This is a genomic window from Methylotenera sp., from assembly GCF_029945705.1.
Lineage (GTDB): Bacteria > Pseudomonadota > Gammaproteobacteria > Burkholderiales > Methylophilaceae > Methylotenera.
Map to the genome: position 1 here is coordinate 257,039 of NZ_JAQSDC010000004.1, position 20,181 is coordinate 277,219.

A 20,181-nucleotide genomic window follows, 5' to 3' on the forward strand; every position below is an offset into this window, starting at 1 on the left:
GGAGAAATTTATGCGTAACCCTCAAATAACAAATATGACCAGCCGTAGAAAGCAAGCCGGTGCTACATTGCTTGGTATGTTATTTGTTGGTGCAATGTTATTTTTTGTTGCAATCATTGCCATGAAAATTTTTCCAGCATATCAAGAGTACTTCTCTGTTAAAACTGTTATTCGCGCTATGAATAAAGAGTCTTTAAGTAGCATGAGCAAAAAAGATATTCAGGACTCATTTGATAAACGAGCCAACACATCATATATCACCGTCATTACTGGTAAAGATATTATTATGGGTAAAAATAGCGCGGGTGAAACAACCGTTTCTGCACAGTATCAAGTCATCACTCCACTTTTTGGTAACATTAGCGTCATGATGGATTTTAATGCTTCAGCAGATGGTAAGTAGTTTAGAAGCACACGTAATTAAATATATTCAATGACTCAGCAGGATTTATCAAAACGCCTTAGTTACAAGTTTGTGGATAAAAATCTGCTGACTCAAGCACTGACACATCGTAGTTATGCTTCGCAAAATAATGAGAGGCTTGAATATCTGGGTGATGGCGCGCTAAATTTCATTATCGCAAATCAGCTTTATCAGCGCTTTCCAACGTTGGCTGAAGGTGATTTAAGTCGCTTGCGAGCACAATTGGTAAAAGAAGCCACCATTAGCGAAATTGCATTTTCTTTGGATATTGGTGATGCATTAAAGCTAGGTGAAGGTGAGCTAAAAAGTGCGGGTTGGCGCAGGCCATCCATACTTGCCGACGCCTTAGAAGCCATTATTGGCGCGGTTTATCTTGATGGTGGATTCTTAGCTGCAGAAGCTTTGGTTTTGGAGCTTTATACAGAAAAGCTCAGCACCATAGACCCTAAAATTATTGATAAAGACCCTAAGTCTTTGTTGCAAGAAATGCTGCAAGGTAAAAAAATTGCGGTGCCAGAGTATGCGGTGGTTCACACTAGCGGTGAAGCACATGCACAGGTCTTTATCGTAGAATGTTTCATACAGAAACTTGATATTCGTACGGTTGGCGAAGGCACTAGCCGTCGCATCGCAGAGCAACAAGCAGCCCAGCTTGCTTTACTAGCATTAGAAAAAATACGCTTTGGTAAGAACCAAATTGCGTAAACTCAACCATAAATTGAACATTGGATAGCCCAAAATGACAGACTCAGACTTGGATTCAGATTTGGATGTAGACGCATTGTCAGCATTCAAGTGCGGCACCATTGCAATTGTAGGCCGCCCTAACGTAGGTAAATCTACCTTGTTAAACCATATTTTAGGGATGAAGTTAGCCATTACTTCACGTAAAGCTCAAACCACGCGACATCGCTTACTGGGTATTCATACCACTGAAGACACTCAGTTCTTGTTTGTGGATACACCTGGCTTTCAACAAAAACATCTGAACACACTCAATAAAGGTTTAAATAAGACTGTGACGCAAGTGCTCACAGAGGTTGATGTAGTGTTGTTTGTCATTGAGCCTATGAAACTGGGCGAAGCTGATCGTAAAGTATTAGCTTTATTGTCAGATAAAACACCGACTATTTTGGTGGTGAATAAATCAGATTTGATGGGTGATAAAGGTAATTTATTGCCGTTGATTCAAGATTTCGATTTAGAATTTCCATTTACAGATATCGTCCCTGTCAGTGCGAAAAAGAGCTTAAATCTAGACGAACTTTTACATACGATTCGCAAGTATTTACCAGAGCAAGCGGCGATTTACTCTGAAGATGAGTTGACTGATAAAAATGAACGCTTTCTTGCGGCTGAGTTAGTTCGTGAGAAGATTTTTAGATTACTTGGTGATGAGATTCCTTATTCAGTGGCTGTGGAAATTGAGAAATTTGAAGTGGTCGGCAATCTTCGCCGTATTTTCTGTGCCGTGATTGTCGATAAAGATAGCCAAAAGCCAATGCTTATTGGTAAAAATGGCGAAAAAATGAAACAAATTTCTACTGAAGCCCGCCAAGATATGGAGAAGTTATTTGGCGGTAAAGTTTACCTAGAAACTTGGGTGAAAGTTAAAGGCGGTTGGGCCGACGATGAAAGAGCGTTAAAAAGTCTAGGCTACTAACAGTGTAGTCATTTTAGCTCACCAGTTTAGAGTATTACTATGCCGAATAATGTCTATAACATTCCTCTTTATGGCAAGCCAATCGAGCTAGATGAGCAAGGTATTTATTACGCTATTAATCGTAAAACCGGGGATATTAATAACGTATTTCAGCTGGCTTATGAAGGTGATGCTAAAGAAGGTAGTGCCAACGTAGACCAAGATTGGTATTTATACCAATTAAAAAATACGGGTAAAAATGGCGAAATGGGCTGGGTGATACTGGCTGACAACGGTGATTATCCTTTAAGAAGTGTGTCAACTGAAGAGATTAAGCATCATTTCGACAAGCCAGAATATGCTGAACCAAAAGGCGCTTGGCAGCTTATGCGAAATTCAAGATATGGGTTTGGTAAATTTACGCCAATTCACTCAGATGACAATGTGCGTTTTGCGCTGATTTTTTTTTCAGGCGCAGAAATGTTGGTGCCATTATTGATTTTAAAAGCGGATGATCATAGTTTGCAAAGCTTAGTTGATCTTAAACAATAATGGCGGTTAGTTCTAATCCACACCGCCAAGATAACCAACCCGTCTATGTGCTTCACACTTACCCGTTTAAAGAAACCAGCTTAGTTGTAGAGTTGTTTGCACATGGTTTTGGCCGTGTGGCAACTACGGCAAAAGGTGCAAGGCGGCCAAGGTCTGCCATGCGAGGCATGCTACAGTCTTTTCAGCCTTTACTAGCTACTTGGTCAGGCAAGTTAGAGCTTAAAACATTGCATAGCTTAGAGTGGGGTGGAGGCTTATTACTGCTTAAAGGTGAAGCGCTGATGTGCGGCTTCTACCTGAATGAATTGTTATTGCGATTGCTTCCACGTGAAGATCCGCATGAAAGCTTATTTGAGTATTACAGCGCGACCTTAAAGATACTAGCGAATGGTGAAAATTTAGCGACTACGCTTAGGCGTTTTGAGCTGAAACTGCTGCAAGAACTTGGCTATGCCATTCCGCTTCAGCATGATGTGAGTAGTGAGCAGATTTTAGAAGATACAAATTATCGTTATCTTGCCGAACACGGCGCAACAAGGTTAAATGGATCGTTGACTCGTGTAAATAATGGCATACAGTTGCTCGGCAAAACCTTAATAGATATGGCGAGTGACGATTACAGCAACATTCAAACACAGCAGCAAAGTAAGCAATTGATGCGTTATTTATTATCCCATTATTTAGGCGATAAACCTTTGCATACGAGACAATTGCTGATTGATTTACAAGGTTTATAATTTTATAAAATTTAAAAGATAGAAATTAATCATGATTAAATTAGGTGTCAATATCGACCACGTCGCGACAATCCGCCAAGCGCGTGGCACCAAATACCCAAGCGTGGTTCAGGCTGCATTGCGCGCTGAACAGTCTGGTGCAGATAGTATAACGCTGCATCTGCGTGAAGATCGTCGTCATATGCAAGATGAGGATGTCCGTGCTTTGCGTAGTTTGTTGCAAACTCGCATGAATTTGGAATGTGCTGTGACTGATGAAATGATAGAGATCGCGTTGGAAGTTGCACCGCAAGACGTCTGCCTAGTGCCAGAACGCCGCGAAGAGCGAACTACCGAAGGTGGCTTAGATGTGATTGGCAACTTTGCCAATGTGCAAAAAGCTGTGAAAAGATTAAGTGACGCTGGTATCCGAGTTTCTCTATTTATTGGTCCAGACTTTGCACAAATCGATGCTGCAAAAAAAGTAGGTGCACCAGTCATTGAGCTGCATACAGGTACATTTGCCGATGCTGAAAATCCAGTGGATAAAGCGCGCGAGTTGCAACGTATCAAAGATGCCGTAACTCACGGTTTAAACTTAGGTTTGGTGGTGAATGCAGGCCACGGATTGCACTACCATAACGTACATGAAATCGCCTGTATTGAAGGTATCGATGAACTTAATATCGGTCATGCGATTGTTGCTCATGCCTTATTTGTCGGTTGGGACAATGCTGTGCGAGAGATGAAAGCGCTAGTTAAAGAGTTTAGCTATAAATAATTTAACGGATAGAAGCTCAAGTAAATGATTTTTGGCATTGGTACAGACATCGTAGAAGTGGCTCGAATCGAAGCTTCTATTCAGCAGTTTGGTGATGATTTTGCCAAACGCATATTGGCTGAGAGTGAGTTAGTTAGCTATTTGGAATCACACATCAAAGCGCGCTTTCTATCTAAGCGTTTTGCTGCAAAAGAAGCTTTTTCTAAAGCTCTGGGTACGGGCCTGCGGGCGCCTGCTACCTTTCAAAATATCGCTGTTTCGCATGATGATTTAGGTAAGCCAATATTGGTTTTAGCGCCAGAGTTGCAAGCGTTACTACAGTCTAAAAATATCACGCAAATGCATATTAGTATTAGTGACGAGAAAAATTTAGCCGCAGCATTTGTTGTGCTGGAAACTGGTAGTGCAGCATGAGTGAGGCTATAGATATAGCGCGCCGATTTGGCGGTGTTTCAAGGTTATATGGTGTTGATGGTTTAGCAACATTACAAGCAATGCACATATGCATTATTGGCATCGGTGGTGTAGGTAGTTGGGCCGCTGAAGCCCTTGCACGCAATGCTGTAGGTACAATCACATTGATTGATTTAGATAACATTGCTGAGTCGAATGTGAATCGTCAGTTGCATGCAGTAGAGGGTGCCTTTGGTAAAGCCAAAGTGACGGCAATGGCCGAGCGTATTCGCCTGATTAATCCAACTGCTGTGGTACATGAGATTGAAGATTTTGTGACTGTTGAAAACGTGAAAACCATGCTCAATCACAATTTTCACGGCGTCATTGACTGTATAGATGATGCGAAAGCCAAAGCCGCTATTGCAGCATTATGTCAGCAACAAATTATCCCATTAGTAATGACGGGTGCGGCAGGCGGGCGTTTGGATGCAAGTCGCATTAAACAGGCAGATTTAAGCCAAGTTAGTCATGATAAGTTGTTGGCAAAAGTGCGTAACTTGTTGCGTCGAGATTATGGTTTTGCAAAAGCGGACATTGGTAAAAATAAGCCTGCAAAACTTGGTATCCAATGTATTTATTCTGATGAAGAAGTCATTATGCCCGATCGCGTATGTGAAACAAATGATGCGTCAATCACTGGTTTAAACTGCGCAGGTTATGGCTCTAGCGTGTGTGTGACCGCGCCATTTGGGTTTGCCGCAGCAGGGCTGTTAATTCGAGGCTTGTTAAAGCGTTAGTGAGCCTAAAGTTAATGAGTATGCCTGTCAGCGCTCAATATTTTGTTCTCAAGCGTTTGATGAATTTGCTCTAATAAAAAGCTTGTAGATTCTCGACCAAGTTTTGATTCTCGCATTGCCATATGCCACATTGAAATGCAACTTCTTAAGTCGTATTCATTGTTACATGAGTTAACGCATACCTTGATATTGTGTCCCATCAGTCCCAAATAATCATCAGCAGATTCTAGAAGTATGGTTTTAATGGCAGCAATTTTTGCTGAGTCGATAGGCAACTCATCACTAATTGAGGTAATGAAAGAAAGTGTGGCAAGTGTTGAGTGGCTGGGTGTTTTATTTTTACTTAATGAAGTGATGCTGTTGAATTGATGAATGTAACCATTTGACATTAATTTATTTAGAGTGATTGTTAGTTGCTCTTTTTTAAAAAACTTTTCTAGTTCATCAATATTACGAACACCATTGACCAATAGCAAAACTTGTCGCTCTCTTACACTTAGTGTGCGATTTTGATTGATAAATTCATTGAACCCAAGCGCTGATTTTTCATAAACCATATTTATTATTTTTCTGTATAAAAATCTATAGAGCGATTCTGGTATAGAAATATTACAGAAAAATGTCACTATACCTAGTTCTATCACTCAGTTTGTTTTTCATCAAATTTTCATCAATTTGTCACAATCGGCGCATAATATCCTATGCATATTAATACTGAAAATCATATGCGCTCAACTTACCCACCGTTAAAACTACTTAACCGCGACATCAGCATTTTAGCGTTCAATCAACGTGTATTAAGTCTTGCACAAAATCTTGATTATCCGCTGCTAGAGCGCTTACGCTTTCTTTGCATAGTGTCATCAAATCTAGATGAGTTCTTTGAAGTGCGTGCCGCGCCTCATGTAGATGCGATGCGTGAAGATGAACGTAAAAGTGATATCAATGTACAAAGTTATGAGGCTATTTCAGAAGCCGCGCATACTTTGGTCGATAAGCAATATCAGATTTTTAATACCGAATTGATGCCCGCGCTGACAAAAAAAGGCGTGTATTTGGTTTCGCATGGTGATCGTACTGCAGAACAACGTAAATGGGTCGCCAAGTATTTTGAGACTGAGGTGCGGCCTTTGTTGGTGCCAGTGGCGCTTGATCCATCACATCCATTCCCGCAAGTGGCTAATAAATCGCTTAATTTTATTGTGTTATTAGGTGGCAACGATGCTTTTGGTCGCGATAACAATATTGCGATTGTTAAAGTGCCAAGAGTGTTGCCGCGTTTAATTAAATTTCCTAAAAATTTAAGTGATAAGCAGCAAAAATTTGTTTCTTTATCTAGCGTTATTAGAGCGCATTTGGCTAGTTTATTTACTGGCCGTGAAGTGCTTAATTTTTCACAGTTCAGAGTAACGCGTCATTCTGATTTGGCTGTAGATGAAGATGATGTGAAGAATTTGCGCACAGCGTTGAGACAAGGGTTAGTGCAACGTAACTTTGGTGATGCGGTTCGTTTAGAAGTGTCCCATGGCTGCGATGAAAAACTTGCTAAGTTTTTACTGCAGCAATTTGATTTGCCTAAGCAGTCTTTATATCGCGTTAATGGTCTTGTGAATCTCGCTCGATTGATGCAATTGGCAGATTTAGCCGAAGGCAATGATCTGAAATTTAAACCATTCGAACCTAAGCGTAGTGAGCAATTGGTTTCTGGACAATCATTTTTTGCGCAGTTAAAACAAAGAGATATATTGATTCATCAGCCTTATGAAAGCTTTGAGTCCGTCATCGATTTTCTGCGTGAAGCCGTCTATGATCCAGATGTATTGTCGATTCAGCAAACTATTTATCGTACAGGTTCTGACCCACGCATGCTTAAACTGCTTCAAGAAGCTGTTAGGCGTGGTAAAGAAGTCATGGCGGTGGTTGAGCTAAAAGCGCGCTTTGATGAAGAAGCTAACATTAACTGGGCTGAAGATTTAGAGTCAGTGGGTGCGCAGGTGGTATACGGTGTTGTGGGATTAAAGACACATGCCAAGATGTTGCTAGTCATGCGCCGTGAGGGTTCGAGTTTAAAACACTATGGACACGTTTCTACGGGAAACTACAACCCTAGAACTGCACGTTTATATACCGATGTGAGTATGTTAACAGCTGATGTGCAAATCACTCGAGATATGGAGTATCTGTTTAGGCATATCGCTAGTCAAATACAGTTGCCTCGTATGCAAAAGTTACTAGTCGCTCCGTTTAATTTGCATAGACAAATGCTGGCTAAAATTAGAAGTGCTGAACTCGCCGCAAAAGCAGGTAAACCTGCACGCATTATTTTAAAAATGAATGCACTGACTGATGTCGCACTAGTGCAGGCTTTGGTGAACGCAGGGCGCGCTGGCGTTGAGGTAGATTTGATATTACGTGGTGCTTGTATCTTGCCTATAGATGCACCTGGCCTAGATGGGCGCATCAGAGTGCGGTCAATTATTGGTAGGCTATTGGAGCATTCTAGAGTTTTCTATTTTAAAATAGATGAAGTAGAAAATATGTGGCTTTCAAGTGCCGATTGGATGAACCGTAATATGATGCGCCGTGTAGAAATTGCTTGGCCTATCGTCGATGCAGAGAATCGTGCGCGAGTGTTGTTTGAGTGTTGTCAGATGTCTTTAGATGACAACAAAGATGCATGGCTGCTTAACGCAGATGGAACTTACACATTGAGTACTCTAGCCTTGCCACAATCTAAAGCGAGCGCGTTAAGTGCGCAGCAACAGTTACTTAAAAAATACGAAAACTAGTTTAAAAAACATAGCGTATTTAAAAAAATCTGGCATAAAAAACCTACCTTAGAGAATTTGGCTTAGAAAACTTGGTGTAGAAAATACAATGGCAAATTTGATTTTATGGCGGCATGCCGAAGCTGAAATTCATAGTAAAAGTGGTGCAGACTTTGACCGAGCATTAACAAAAAGCGGTCATAAAGATGCGGCTAAAATGGCAAAGTGGTTGAATCGACTCTTACCAGAGAATACCACTGTGTACAGTAGCCCTGCAATACGCTGTCTGCAGACAGCCGCGGAGTTACAAGCGCTAAGTTCAATTAACGTTGAAGTAGCTGATTTTTTGAGTGTAGATAGTACGCCAGAGATGATTGCTAGCCAGATTAACAATGACGATAGCAACCAGACCATCTTAATTATTGGGCATCAACCAAACTTAGGTGAGTTAATCACAAAGTTACTAGGTATGAATGAGGGTGCCTGCGCAGTGAAGAAAGGCTCAGTTTGGTGGCTGCGCCAGCGAATGAATGAGGGGGTTATGCAAACTTATTTATACGCTGTAAACCCCCCCCATTTATAGGCTATATTATTTCTTTTTTGGGCGGCCTGTTTTAATTGTTGGCACTTTACTCATAGCCACTTTCAGCGCTGCATCGGTCATCGCAGCTAATTGCATAATACCAGCGCGTAACAATTCACTTTTTTTAGCAGGATTATCTAGTTTGGCTAAACGTTCTTTCAACACGTAAAGCTGTGCATATTCAGCTTTCGGCATTGTAAAGCTATCACGTTCCATTTTTAATTTAGGTGCTTTTTCTTTTGCTGCTGGTTTAGCAGGAGCTTTAGCTTTTACAGCTTTCGGCGCAGCTGTTTTTGGTGCAACTTTAGCTGAGCTGCTTGTTGTGTTTGTAGCAGGTTTAGCTGTAACTGCTTTAGTCGTTGCTGCTTTGGCAACTAACGGTTTTGGCGTCACAGTATTTTTGACTGCAGCTTTCACTGGAGTCGTTTTTTCAACAGGTGCTTTTAGTGCTGCAGCTTGTAGCTGATTGATTTTTGACATTATGTTCTCCTAAATAAACAGTATAAACAGTTTATACTGTTGCAGAATGTTTAAATGTGAATTTTTTATGACAAAATGTTAAATATTAAAAATTTCAAATTGCCAGTTTATCTTTTGCCAAGCGATGGTTTCTTCGTCTAATAAATAATAAGATTGTGGAAATTTTTCAGGCCAAGACTTTGGTATGTTTAATTGAATGCGGTTTTGACTGTAATGCAGCTGAAATCCGCGTAAATTAGGCATTTGGCGTGCATGGCATAAAATAACGGCTAGGCGTAAACAGATGAGTTGCATGACAAAAATACGATCTGAAAAGTCAGTTTCCAATCGTTTTAATTTGCCTTTATAACCCAGTGTTAACAGACTTAAACAATGTAGCTCACTTTGTGAGAAGCCTGCTGGCTCGGTATGTTCTAGTATATATGCACCATGTAAATTGGCGTCAACTGGCGAAACTGCGCAGCCGATCTCATGCAGTAATCCAGCCCAGTGTAATTTACTAGTGTGTAATTGTTGTTCGCCAGCAGCAAAGTGTATGTTTTCACTAATTTTTTCAAATAATTTTCCAGCAACTTCTGCCACAGTTTTTGCGTGCGGCTCATCTACATCAAATTTACGTGCTAAACGCTGAACAGAGGCGTTTCTTAAATCGACCATTTCATTGTCACGCGCAAGCATGTCGTACAGCAGGCCGTGTCTGAGTGCGCCTTGCGCAACATTTAACGTTTCAATTTTTAAAAAATCGAATATACCAATGAGAATAGACAAGCCGCCCGCAATCACAGGTTTCCTATCTTCTTTTAAACCTAATAGCCGTAATTTATCTACGTGCTTAGTGCGCAGTAATTCATCTCTAAGCCAATATAAGCCTTCTTTAGTGATTGTGTTAACTGGCCGCCCATATTGGACTAGCACGTCAGCTACTGCGCCAACCGTTCCCGATGCACCATAGGCAATATCCCATTGTGCATGGTTAAAGTGAGTGCCTAAGGTGTCAAAAATAGATTCAGCGGCGATCTCTGCGCGAGTAAAAGCATTCTCGGTGTAGTCGCCTGAACCAAAATGTTTAAGTGACCAAGCCACTGAACCTACGTGTAATGAAGCTGTATGTTGCGATGCAAAGCCTTGGCCTAAAATGAACTCAGTAGAGCGACCGCCAATGTCTATTACCAAACGACGCTCATTCGATTGTGGTAAAAATCTGCTAACGCCTTTGTAGATAAGGCGGGCTTCTTCCACACCGGAAATGACCTCTACATCAAACCCTAAAGCTTTTTTAGCGAGTTTGATAAATACATCACGATTATTGGCTTCACGTAAGGTTTGAGTGGCAACGGCGCGTACATGTGATGGGTCAAAACCTTGTAAACGCTCGCCAAATCTGGCTAAGCAGCGAATGCCACGCTCCATGGATTCTGTAGTTAGGTTGCGGTTCTCATCCAAATCTCCACCTTGTCGAACTGCTTCTTTTAGATATTCTACGCGCTGGATATGGCCGCTATCTAAGCGACCGATTTCAAGCCTGAAGCTGTTTGAACCTAAGTCAATTGCTGCAAGCAAAGTTTTGTCGGCAGGTTTTAATGGTAAGGAATTTAGATTATTTTGCATTGAGTCGCTAACTTAAACTTTAGAGAGTTCTATAAAACAATATTATTGTTTATTTTGTAATTATAGTTTGAAACTTTGATGACAATTATAAAATTAAATATCAGTGACTTGTTTTGCTGTTAGTTTTATTAATATTGGCTTCGGCAGAGCCTATGCCGAATGTCAGGGTAACAACGTCTCCTGGCTGAAGCTGCTCGCTTGATCTGATAATCGTCCCCAGTTTGTTTTGTACAAAGGCATAACCACGCGTTAACACGGCTTCTGGATTTAGATGAATTAAATTCTGGCTCGCACGTAATAAATTTTGTTGTTTATTTTTTACTTGTTGATTCATTGCGGTATTTAAACGCAAAGTTACTTGAGCCAGCTGAGATTTCTGTTGCTCAATTTGTTGGACTGGTGAAATTAGCCTGCGTGATAGGTAGTCTAAGGCTTGTGAGCGTTGATTCAGTTGATATTGCATCATACGGTTTAATTGTTGTTTTAACTGCTTGAGTGCGCTTAATATATTTTCTCGAGAGGGTGTGGCTAGTTCGGCTGCAGCGGTTGGCGTTGCTGCCCGTATATCGGCTACAAAGTCGCAAATGGTAAAGTCGGTTTCGTGACCCACACCGCTAATGGTGGGTATCGAACACTCAGCAATGGCGCGCGCAACAATTTCTTCATTGAATTGCCATAAGTCTTCAATACTGCCACCACCGCGACAAATAATCAGCACATCGCATTCAGCGCGTTCATTAGCCATTTGAATGGCATCGGCAATCTGTATTGCTACCCCTTTACCTTGCACCGGCGTGGGGTAAATCACAACAGGAATACTTGGCATGCGGCGCTTGAGCGTGGTGAGTACATCGCGTAATGCCGCGGCATCGGGCGAAGTTATAATTCCTATTTTTTTAGGATGCGTTGGTAGGGATTTTTTAAACGCAGCATCAAATAAGCCTTCGTTTTGTAACTTAGCTTTTAGCTTTTCAAATGCCTCAAATAGCACACCCAAACCTGCGCGTTGCAAAAATTCGATGGTCAGTTGAAAGTCACCGCGTGCTTCGTATAGCGTCACAGTACAACGTGCTTCAACTTTATCACCTTCTTTTGGTACCCAATCTAAATAGCTATTACGGCCTTTAAACATGACGCAGCGCACTTGGGCACTACTGTCTTTAAGTGAAAAATACCAATGCCCGCTCGCTGCGCGCGTGAGGTTAGAAACTTCGCCAGACACCCAGAAAAGTGGGAAACTTTGCGTTAATACCTGATTGGCTAAACGATTTAGTTCGCTCACGGTCAAAATTTTCACGTTACGAATTTGCTTTTCATTCAATAAAGTAGGTTCAGTCATCAGGCGTTATCTATTACAATGTTTTATGGTTCAATTATAAGCGACAGCTAACAAAATCGCGCAGCTAAAAAATAAAGGTATTTGAAATGAAATGTGAAATGATTAATAAATTAATAGGTGGTAAACGTGGTTACTTGCTTGGCTTCGTGGCTTGTTTTGGGCTGGTTGGCCTAGCCTTAGCGATTCAAACACACTATCAATTGAATCCTTGTCCATTGTGCATATCGCAGCGCATGGTGTTTATGGGTTTGGGCGTACTATTTTTAATCGCCGCATTCATTAAACCAGCCACTATTCTAGGTAAATTGTTTACCTTATTACAGGTGTTAACTGCGCTCGGTGGCGCTGGTGTGGCTATTAGACATTGGTGGTTACAAGCGCATCGCGATACGATGATTGCCGATTGCGGTGTTGGTTTTGACTATATGTTTGAAAATTTTCCATTACAAAAAGCATTGAAATTGGTGTTTCGTGGCACAGGAGATTGTGCCTCAATCGATTGGACGTTTCTTGGCTTGAGCATACCGCAAATGGCACTTATCGCTTTTATTAGCATGGCTGTGTATGCCTTGTTTTTGGCAAAACTAAATAATAAACATAAATAGAACTACATTAAAGAAGCTTAAAGCAAATGTATAAAACATTAGATGATTTTGTCGGTAATACTCCATTAGTTAAATTGCAGCGCATGGCTGGCAATACCAGCAACACAATATTACTCAAGCTAGAAGGCAATAACCCTGCGGGCTCAGTTAAGGATAGACCAGCTTACAGCATGATTACTCGTGCTGAGGCGCGTGGCGATATTAAGCCTGGCGATACCCTGATTGAAGCAACAAGTGGCAACACTGGCATTGCCTTGGCCATGGTTGCGGCAATGCGTGGGTATAAAATGATATTGGTGATGCCAGACAACCAAAGCATAGAGCGCCGTCAAAGCATGAAAGCGTATGGTGCGGAGCTAATATTAACGCCTAAAGATGGCAGTATGGAACTAGCACGTGATGTGGCGATGAAGCTACAAGCAGAGGGTGAGGGCATTGTATTAGATCAGTTTGGTAATAGCGATAATCCTCTTGCCCATTACGAAGGTACAGGCCCTGAAATTTGGCGCGATACGGGTGGAAAAGTGACGCATTTTGTAGCGAGTATGGGCACTACAGGCACAATTATGGGTGTTTCGCGTTTTTTAAAAGAGCAAAATCCTAATATTCAGATTATTGGCGTGCAGCCAGAAGAAGGCAGTCAGATTCCTGGCATTCGTAAATGGCCAGAAGAGTATTTGCCTAAGATTTACGACGCCAAACGTGTAGATGAATTACGTTATGTTAATCAAAAAAACGCTGAAAATACCACCAGAAAACTAGCCACAGAAGAGGGTATTTTTGCAGGAGTATCAAGTGGAGGCGGGCTTTACACTGCGTTGCAGTTATCTAAAGAACTGGAAAATTCGGTAATAGTGACTATTGTGTGTGATAGGGGTGACCGATACTTATCTACAGGTGTCTTCCCTTCTTAAATACATTTATCGTCAATGCCGTCAGCTTAAATGTTCCGTCAGCTAGCCATTGTTTTTATTGTATGCATTAGCTTCTTTTGTCAGCAAGCTTATGCCATTAGTGCTATTCAAATTCAAGTGGGCGAGGTTGAAGCACCTGCAGGTAAGCTCAAAAATGCACAGTTTCAGGTAGATTTAAAAGGCATTAAACCGACACTAGTCTTAAAAGCAGAGGTGAAGCCTACCAATGAAAAAGATTTCACTCCATTCAGTCTGCAATGCGAGCAATTTAATACTGAAAAAATTGGGCAAGTAGATTGCTTAAATGGTGGTTTTACTGCCAAGCAAGTAAAAGCACCATTTTCAGTACACTTCGTCAGTTACCCCAATGACTTTGCAATGGATATTGCTTTTAATGCGGCTAATTTTAGCGATGAGTCTGGTTTGCACGCGGGAGAAAATCTTACTGGTCAGATTAAACTGGCGGCAAAAAACATTAACAACATTTGGCAATGGAACGGCCTGATTAGCTGGGATAAGGGCGAACTGTTTTGGCAACCATTTTATTTTGGCAAAGCTGGTAATCGATTTGAAATTAATGGTACTTTCAAGCAACCTATTCTGAATATTGAGAATGCTAGCTTACTGGTAAATGAAGTGGGTAAGATGACCTCAAGCGTACAAATTAATACCGATACTAAAGCGGTTGAAGATATTAAGGTCAGCGCAACAGATGTTGATTTTGCCGGGCTCTACGCTATATTTCTTAAGCCCATGGCTGACAAGTCAGTATTCGGTAATTTGGAGGTGTCAGGTAAAGCAGATTGGCAGTTTGAGATTAAGAATTTAGAGCCAAGTAGTTTTGAGCTTAATTTACGTGATGCCAACATTGACGATAAAAATGGCAAGTTCGCTTTCAAGCATATGAATGCGCATTTGCCATGGGATTACAACAATGCCAAAACCGTGAGTATTGAATATGAAAGCGGGAGTTTGCTCAAAATGCCTTTGGGAGATACCAAGTTAAGCGCGTTGATTAATCGATATTCATTCACCACACCACAACTCACCTTGCCAATTTTAGATGGCGCGCTTAATTTTACAGACTTATCCGCGGCGATGATTGCCGACAATTGGTATTGGCATGTCGGCATGAATGTTTCCCCAATATCGATGAGCGAGTTTAGCAAAGCGCTAGGTTGGCCAATCATGCAGGGTAAAATATCTGGCCGCGTACCGCAAGTGACATACGCAGGTAAGCAACTGGTGATGGAGGGAGCGATGACCTTTAATGTGTTTAATGGCACTATTGGTATGGATAACCTTAAAATTGAAGATCCACTAGGGGTAGTGCCGCGTTTACAAGCTGATTTACAGATGCGTGGTTTGGATCTAGGTGACTTAACGCGAACATTCAGCTTTGGCGATATTGAAGGTAAATTAGATGGCGATGTGAAAAATATGGTGCTAGAAAATTGGAAGCCAGTGCGCTTGGATGCCTCTATTCAAAACAGTGAAGGTAAGCATCTTAAAAAAATCTCGCAACGCGCGGTGGAAAACATTACCGCTTTAGGTGGCGAGGGCACGGCAGCGGCTTTGCAACGGACATTTTTACGTTTCTTTAAAGAGTTTAATTATGACAAAATTGGTTTAAGCTGCAAATTGCGTCAAGATGTCTGCGAAATGGGTGGCGTTGAGTCAACCGCAACTGGGTATGTTATCGTTAAAGGTAGTGGAATACCCGCGGTGAATGTGAATGGGTTTACACAAAGAATTAGTTTGTCTGATTTGTTAGGTAGAATAAAACGCATTACTGACGGTAATACCAAAGTGCTGGTTAAGTAAGAGAAACATTGAAGTAATAGAACAGTTGAACTTAGCGCAACGCGTATTTTTGCGCATTAATGTAGGTCACTATTGAGTTGTGCTATTGAATAAGGAATAACAATGAAAAGTAATTTAACCAGAAATGTGAGTTTGTTAGCAGTGATTGCTGGCTTATCTGCCTGCGTGACTATCAATATTTACTTTCCTGCTGCTGCCGCAGAAAAAGCAGCGGATAAAATCATCGACGATGTTTGGCAGCTAAAAGATGACGCGCAAGTCAATACGAATAAACCTGCAGAGGCACCCGTCGCTAAATAGGTAGAGTTTCAACACGATTGTTTGATTTAGATTAGACCGAACAGATTAAGTTAGAAGCTAACCGATAAAAAAGGAAATAACATGCAAAAACTAATGAGTGTTTTTATAGTGGTGATGGCGATGTTTCTATCGAGCAGCTTGGCAAATGCTGTGCCAGATTTAGAAATGAATACGCCTGCAATTTCAGCGATTAAAAACAGTATGCAAGCGCGGCACAGTCAGTTGGCTCCGCATTATGCGAGTGGTGCTATAGGGTTAACCAAAGATGGCTTGATTGCAGTGCGTGACACCACTGCGGTACCTTTAAAAGATAGACAAGGCATTAATGCACTTGTGGCGGCTGAGAATACAGATCGTAACGCCTTATACAAAGAAATTGCTGCAGGTAACGGTCACCCAGAATGGCGTGGCGATATCCAAGGCACATTTGCTGGTCGCTGGATAGATAAGGCGCAGAGTGGCTGGTACTATCAAAATGATAGTGGTTGGGTGAAAAAGTAATCAGTTCCAAAATAATAAACCTCAAGGCTGCTTAGGCAGCCTTTATTTTTTATGCTAAGTTAGATTTATAATTGAAATAACTAATTGAAATAGCTAAGTGAAATAAGCTATAAATCTTACGTTATTTTCAGTTTAGACTTCATTGTTGTAGGCATACACTAATCTTAACTTTGATAAGTTATGGGAGTGCGAAAATGCCAAGTCATTCTTCAAGTATGCTAAGCAGTGTCTCAAGTAATGTGATTAACTTTCCCTCTTTTGGCAAGGCAATTACCTTGGACGATCAAGGTATTTACTATGCCATGAACACGCGAACGCAAACTATCCACAGCATATTTCAATTGGTTTATCAGGGTGATGATTGGTATTTATATCAGTTGGAAAGTGCAGGGAATGAAGACGAGACGCAATGGTCCCTCTTGATAGGAAATGTGGATTATGTGCTTCATAGTATGACTTCTACACAAATTAGACAGCACTTTTCAAAGCCAGAATATGCCGAGCCTAGGGGTGCATGGCAAGTCATTAAAAACTCAAAATTTGGTTTTGGTAAATTCACACCAATGCAAGCAGATGAGTCAGTACGTTATGCCATGTTAGCCTTTGTAGACGGTGAAATGTTGACGCCAATACTGATACATAAAACTGAAGTATCATCGGAATCTGAGCAAGCAAGCACATTAGACACAGCGGAGTTTGCTTAAATAGTCACACAGGCTGGTTGCCCATTAGATGTTGTATCGTGTATGCTTTTGGCATGACGCCTACCTTAGTATTTGATATCGAGACCATTCCTGATACGGATGGTCTTCGTGTTTTGTATAACCTGCCACCAGAAACTTCGGCAGATGATGTTGCCAATATTGCCTTGCATCAACGTCGCCAGCAAAACGGTACGGATTTTCTCCCCTTGCATCAACATCGTATTTGCGCCATTTCATGTGCGTTGCGAGAAGGTAATAACTTCAAAGTTTGGACACTTGGGGATGCAGATGCGACTGAAGCTGAAATCATTCAGCGCTTTTTTGATGGCATTGACAAATTCACGCCACAAATCATCTCTTGGAATGGCAGTGGCTTTGATTTGCCTGTGCTGCATTATCGTGGGCTGATTCATGGCATTAATGCCAGCCGTTATTGGGATTTGGGCGAAGACGATAAAGACTTTAAATGGAATAACTACATTAGCCGTTACCATATGCGCCATTTAGATTTAATGGATGTGATGGCAATGTACAATGCGCGTGCCAATGCGCCTTTGGATGATTTGGCTAAGTTGTGCGGCTTTCCAGGCAAGCTAGGTATGGATGGCAGTAAAGTTTGGGATGCCTTTAAAGCAGGTAAGATTGAAGAAATCCGCAATTACTGTGAAACGGATGTTGCAAACACGCACTTAGTGTTTCTACGATTTCAACTCATGCGTGGAAACCTCACACCTGCCGCGTATGAAGCGGAAATTAAGCTTGTTCGTGAAACCTTGACTAGCTACAGCGCAACGCATTGGACTGAGTTTCTAGCTGCTTGGTAGTCGTCTTTTTTGGTGGTTGTCTTTTGTAGGTGCAATGCCCATACATATATCATGACACTTTTTAACAATGCCTTAATAATGCGTTAAAATCACACCTCATTCAGTAATACAGGTTTTCACATGGCACGTCACGCTAGAAATCGCAATAAGCCCCCAGCTATTCTCGAAACAAAACATGCGACTATCGAGTCGCTAGATCAAGAAGGGCGTGGTGTTGCGCATGTTGAGGGTAAAACCATTTTTATTGATGGTGCGCTACCAAATGAAAAAGTCACTTATCAATCCATTCGCATTAAACCCAGTTATGAAGTTGCTAATGTGGTGGAAATACTCAAACAATCAAATCAACGTGTGACACCTAAATGCCCCCATTTTGGCTTGTGTGGTGGCTGTAAATTACAGCATTTAGATTTTGCAGCGCAAGTGGCGGCAAAACAAAGATTACTTGAAAATGATTTATGGCATATAGGCCAAGTAAATGCCGAAAATATGCTACCGCCACTGTATGGCCCTACATGGGGCTACCGTCACAAAGCGCGTTTGAGCGTTAAATATGTAGAAAAGAAACAGCGTGTACTCGTTGGTTTTAACGAAAAAGCCACACGATACGTGGCTGATATGAACTCATGCGAAGTGCTAGTGCCAGAAGTTTCCGCGCTGATAGCGCCATTGCAGGACATGATTTTGCAATTAAGCATACGTGACAAGTTACCGCAAATTGAGTTGGCAGTTGGCGAGGCTGATTTAGAAGTAGACGTTGAAACAGGAAGTAATTACCCAGTCATTGTTCTGATATTGCGCATCATGGAGGCACTAAATCCTGATGATGAAGCATTACTAACCGCTTTTGCTGATACCCATAAAGTACAGATTTGGACGCAAACCAAAGGCCCTGACACGATTAAGCCATTTTATCCATTGGCTGGTCCTGCGCTTAAATACAGCTTGCCAGAGTTTGATTTAACTTATCCGTTCAAGCCTAATGAGTTTACGCAAGTGAACCCACACATCAATCGCGTGATGTTGCGCAGAGCAATGCAGCTATTAGCGCCGCAAGAAAATGAGCGAATCGCAGACTTTTTCTGTGGAATTGGCAACTTCACTTTGCCCATTGCGCGCAGTGGTGCTCAGGTATTAGGCTTAGAAGGTTTGGCTAATTTAGTTGATAGAGCCAATGAAAGCGCAGCTTTAAATAATACCGAACAGGTTAGGTTTGGCATCGCAGATTTATTCAAAATGACGGAGTCTAGCTTAGCCGAACTTGGTCATTTTGATAAATGGTTAGTAGACCCACCACGCGATGGCGCTTTTGAATTGGTAAAAGCCATTACGCCTGAAACTGCGCCCAAATTAATTGTTTACGTATCATGTAACCCAGCCACCTTGGCGCGCGATGCAGGCGTGTTAGTGAATGAAAAAGGTTACACATTAAGTGCCGCAGGCGTGATTAATATGTTTCCGCATACGGCGCATGTAGAGTCCATTGCGCTATTCACGCTTACTACATAAAAACCTTTATCCATAAAAACTTATGCTGAGATGCTTGTCTTGGCTAGCTGAGCGTTGTTGTAATAAAACAACGCTTAGCTATTTTCATAGTCCTAGTTGATACACATCAAATAGCTTATCCATAGTGCCTCGTAAAATTCACACATCGAATTAATTTATTTTTTATGTGGAGAGTTTGAAAATGAAAAAAACATTATCAGTATTAGCCCTTGCAGCTGCTTTTGCACCTGCATTAGCTCAAGCGGAGGCGGGTGATTGGGTCGTGCGCGTACGAGCGGTAGATGTCGCACCAAATGAAAGTAGTGATTTAGGTAAGATTTCTGGTGATGCTGGTTTAGCTAGTGCTATCAGTGCTGGTGCTGCACTTACAGTTGATAATAATGTAATTCCTGAGTTAGATATTTCTTACTATTTTACTAAAAATATTGCTGCTGAATTGATTTTAGCCCTTGGTACACGCCACGATGTGAATATTACAGGCAATACTGGCGCATTAGGCAATCAAAATCTTGGCTCAGTTAATATGTTGCCACCGACTTTAACTGCTCAATGGCACTTCATGCCAGATCAAACTTTTGATCCATATCTTGGGGCTGGTGTTAACTACACACATAGTTTTGATCATAGTTTGAATGCAAGTGGCGTTGTTCCGATTCGAATTGATCGCAACATGTTTGGTTTTGTTGCTCAAGCAGGCTTTGATGTAAACCTTAAAGATGGTTGGTTAATTAATGCGGATGTTAAATACGTCACAATGAATACGGATGTGGAGGCCTTAGTGGGTGGGGCTTGGACAAAAATCGATGACCTAGATATTAATCCATGGGTATTCGGTATCGGTATTGGTAAAAAATTCTAAGAATAAGAATTCAATATAAAGATTTTAAGGCTCCACTTTAGCCTCTATCGTTCGC

At 41.4% G+C, this 20,181-nt stretch carries 23 protein-coding genes; 19 read left to right on the top strand and 4 right to left on the bottom strand.

Features of this window, described 5'->3' with window-relative positions:
- Positions 1–10: 10 nt before the first annotated feature.
- The 8 genes from PSU78_RS02155 to PSU78_RS02190 are packed head-to-tail and all read left to right on the top strand — an operon-like array spanning position 11 to position 5,308.
- Complete coding sequence (locus PSU78_RS02155; RefSeq protein WP_300383528.1) at positions 11–403, top strand: DUF4845 domain-containing protein; 393 nt, start codon at positions 11–13, stop codon at positions 401–403.
- Between the two features lie 30 nt (positions 404–433).
- The gene (rnc, locus tag PSU78_RS02160) at positions 434–1,129 is read left to right on the top strand and encodes a ribonuclease III (protein WP_300383531.1); all 696 of its coding nucleotides are present in this window, start codon (positions 434–436) and stop codon (positions 1,127–1,129) included.
- A gap of 34 nt (positions 1,130–1,163) precedes the next feature.
- Entirely contained in the window at positions 1,164–2,087 is a 924-nt protein-coding gene (gene era, locus PSU78_RS02165; protein ID WP_300383534.1) for a GTPase Era, read from the top strand.
- Positions 2,088–2,126: 39 nt separating this feature from the next.
- Entirely contained in the window at positions 2,127–2,618 is a 492-nt protein-coding gene (locus tag PSU78_RS02170; protein ID WP_300383537.1) for a hypothetical protein, read from the top strand.
- Positions 2,618–3,355, top strand: coding sequence for a DNA repair protein RecO (gene recO / locus PSU78_RS02175; protein ID WP_300383540.1), 738 nt, complete (start codon positions 2,618–2,620; stop codon positions 3,353–3,355). Before PSU78_RS02170 ends, recO begins: the two co-directional genes overlap by 1 nt.
- A 31-nt stretch (positions 3,356–3,386) precedes the next feature.
- On the top strand, positions 3,387–4,115 hold the full coding sequence (gene pdxJ / locus PSU78_RS02180; protein ID WP_300383543.1) for a pyridoxine 5'-phosphate synthase: 729 nt from the start codon (positions 3,387–3,389) through the stop codon (positions 4,113–4,115).
- A 24-nt stretch (positions 4,116–4,139) separates the two neighbouring features.
- Positions 4,140–4,529 carry a holo-ACP synthase gene (gene acpS, locus PSU78_RS02185; protein ID WP_300383546.1) on the top strand — a complete coding sequence of 130 codons (390 nt, stop codon included), beginning with the start codon at positions 4,140–4,142 and terminating at the stop codon, positions 4,527–4,529.
- The gene (locus tag PSU78_RS02190) at positions 4,526–5,308 is read left to right on the top strand and encodes a tRNA threonylcarbamoyladenosine dehydratase (protein ID WP_300383549.1); all 783 of its coding nucleotides are present in this window, start codon (positions 4,526–4,528) and stop codon (positions 5,306–5,308) included. The genes acpS and PSU78_RS02190 overlap by 4 nt, the downstream gene beginning before the upstream one ends.
- 11 nt (positions 5,309–5,319) lie before the next feature.
- On the opposite strand, the gene PSU78_RS02195 is transcribed toward PSU78_RS02190, so the two are convergent.
- A complete protein-coding gene (locus PSU78_RS02195) occupies positions 5,320–5,952 on the bottom strand; it encodes a hypothetical protein (RefSeq protein ID WP_300383552.1) in 633 nt (210 codons plus the stop codon).
- 81 nt (positions 5,953–6,033) lie between these two features.
- On the opposite strand from PSU78_RS02195, the gene ppk1 reads away from it, so the two are divergent.
- Together ppk1 and PSU78_RS02205 are read left to right on the top strand one after the other, a co-directional pair.
- Positions 6,034–8,097, top strand: a complete 2,064-nt coding sequence (ppk1, locus tag PSU78_RS02200) for a polyphosphate kinase 1 (RefSeq protein ID WP_300383870.1) — start codon at positions 6,034–6,036, stop codon at positions 8,095–8,097.
- A gap of 88 nt (positions 8,098–8,185) precedes the next feature.
- Complete coding sequence (locus PSU78_RS02205) at positions 8,186–8,659, top strand: histidine phosphatase family protein (RefSeq protein WP_300383555.1); 474 nt, start codon at positions 8,186–8,188, stop codon at positions 8,657–8,659.
- Between the two features lie 6 nt (positions 8,660–8,665).
- Here the strand turns inward: PSU78_RS02205 and PSU78_RS02210 are convergent, their stop codons facing one another.
- The 3 genes from PSU78_RS02210 to xseA form a co-directional block, all read right to left on the bottom strand.
- Positions 8,666–9,139 (bottom strand): hypothetical protein, encoded by a 474-nt coding sequence (locus tag PSU78_RS02210; RefSeq protein ID WP_300383558.1) that lies wholly within the window; start codon positions 9,137–9,139, stop codon positions 8,666–8,668.
- Positions 9,140–9,217: 78 nt separating this feature from the next.
- On the bottom strand, positions 9,218–10,747 hold the full coding sequence (locus PSU78_RS02215; protein ID WP_300383561.1) for a Ppx/GppA phosphatase family protein: 1,530 nt from the start codon (positions 10,745–10,747) through the stop codon (positions 9,218–9,220).
- Between the two features lie 100 nt (positions 10,748–10,847).
- Positions 10,848–12,086 (bottom strand): exodeoxyribonuclease VII large subunit, encoded by a 1,239-nt coding sequence (gene xseA, locus PSU78_RS02220; RefSeq protein ID WP_300383564.1) that lies wholly within the window; start codon positions 12,084–12,086, stop codon positions 10,848–10,850.
- A gap of 98 nt (positions 12,087–12,184) precedes the next feature.
- On the opposite strand from xseA, the gene PSU78_RS02225 reads away from it, so the two are divergent.
- The 9 genes from PSU78_RS02225 to PSU78_RS02265 all read left to right on the top strand — a co-directional run bounded on the left by PSU78_RS02225 (position 12,185) and on the right by PSU78_RS02265 (position 20,126).
- A complete protein-coding gene (locus PSU78_RS02225; RefSeq protein ID WP_300383567.1) occupies positions 12,185–12,691 on the top strand; it encodes a disulfide bond formation protein B in 507 nt (168 codons plus the stop codon).
- 26 nt (positions 12,692–12,717) lie between these two features.
- A complete protein-coding gene (gene cysM / locus PSU78_RS02230) occupies positions 12,718–13,605 on the top strand; it encodes a cysteine synthase CysM (protein ID WP_300383570.1) in 888 nt (295 codons plus the stop codon).
- 30 nt (positions 13,606–13,635) lie between these two features.
- Positions 13,636–15,429 (top strand): hypothetical protein, encoded by a 1,794-nt coding sequence (locus PSU78_RS02235; RefSeq protein WP_300383573.1) that lies wholly within the window; start codon positions 13,636–13,638, stop codon positions 15,427–15,429.
- 102 nt (positions 15,430–15,531) lie between these two features.
- Positions 15,532–15,729 (top strand): hypothetical protein, encoded by a 198-nt coding sequence (locus tag PSU78_RS02240; RefSeq protein ID WP_300383576.1) that lies wholly within the window; start codon positions 15,532–15,534, stop codon positions 15,727–15,729.
- Positions 15,730–15,810: 81 nt separating this feature from the next.
- The gene (locus PSU78_RS02245) at positions 15,811–16,230 is read left to right on the top strand and encodes a YdbL family protein (RefSeq protein WP_300383579.1); all 420 of its coding nucleotides are present in this window, start codon (positions 15,811–15,813) and stop codon (positions 16,228–16,230) included.
- A gap of 194 nt (positions 16,231–16,424) precedes the next feature.
- On the top strand, positions 16,425–16,934 hold the full coding sequence (locus PSU78_RS02250) for a hypothetical protein (protein WP_300383582.1): 510 nt from the start codon (positions 16,425–16,427) through the stop codon (positions 16,932–16,934).
- A gap of 53 nt (positions 16,935–16,987) precedes the next feature.
- Positions 16,988–17,758, top strand: a complete 771-nt coding sequence (locus PSU78_RS02255; RefSeq protein WP_300383585.1) for a 3'-5' exonuclease — start codon at positions 16,988–16,990, stop codon at positions 17,756–17,758.
- A 120-nt stretch (positions 17,759–17,878) separates the two neighbouring features.
- Positions 17,879–19,267: a 23S rRNA (uracil(1939)-C(5))-methyltransferase RlmD gene (gene rlmD / locus PSU78_RS02260; RefSeq protein ID WP_300383588.1), complete on the top strand. Its 1,389-nt coding sequence runs from the start codon at positions 17,879–17,881 to the stop codon at positions 19,265–19,267.
- 181 nt (positions 19,268–19,448) lie between these two features.
- Positions 19,449–20,126, top strand: coding sequence for an OmpW family outer membrane protein (locus PSU78_RS02265; protein WP_300383591.1), 678 nt, complete (start codon positions 19,449–19,451; stop codon positions 20,124–20,126).
- Positions 20,127–20,181 lie beyond the last annotated feature (55 nt).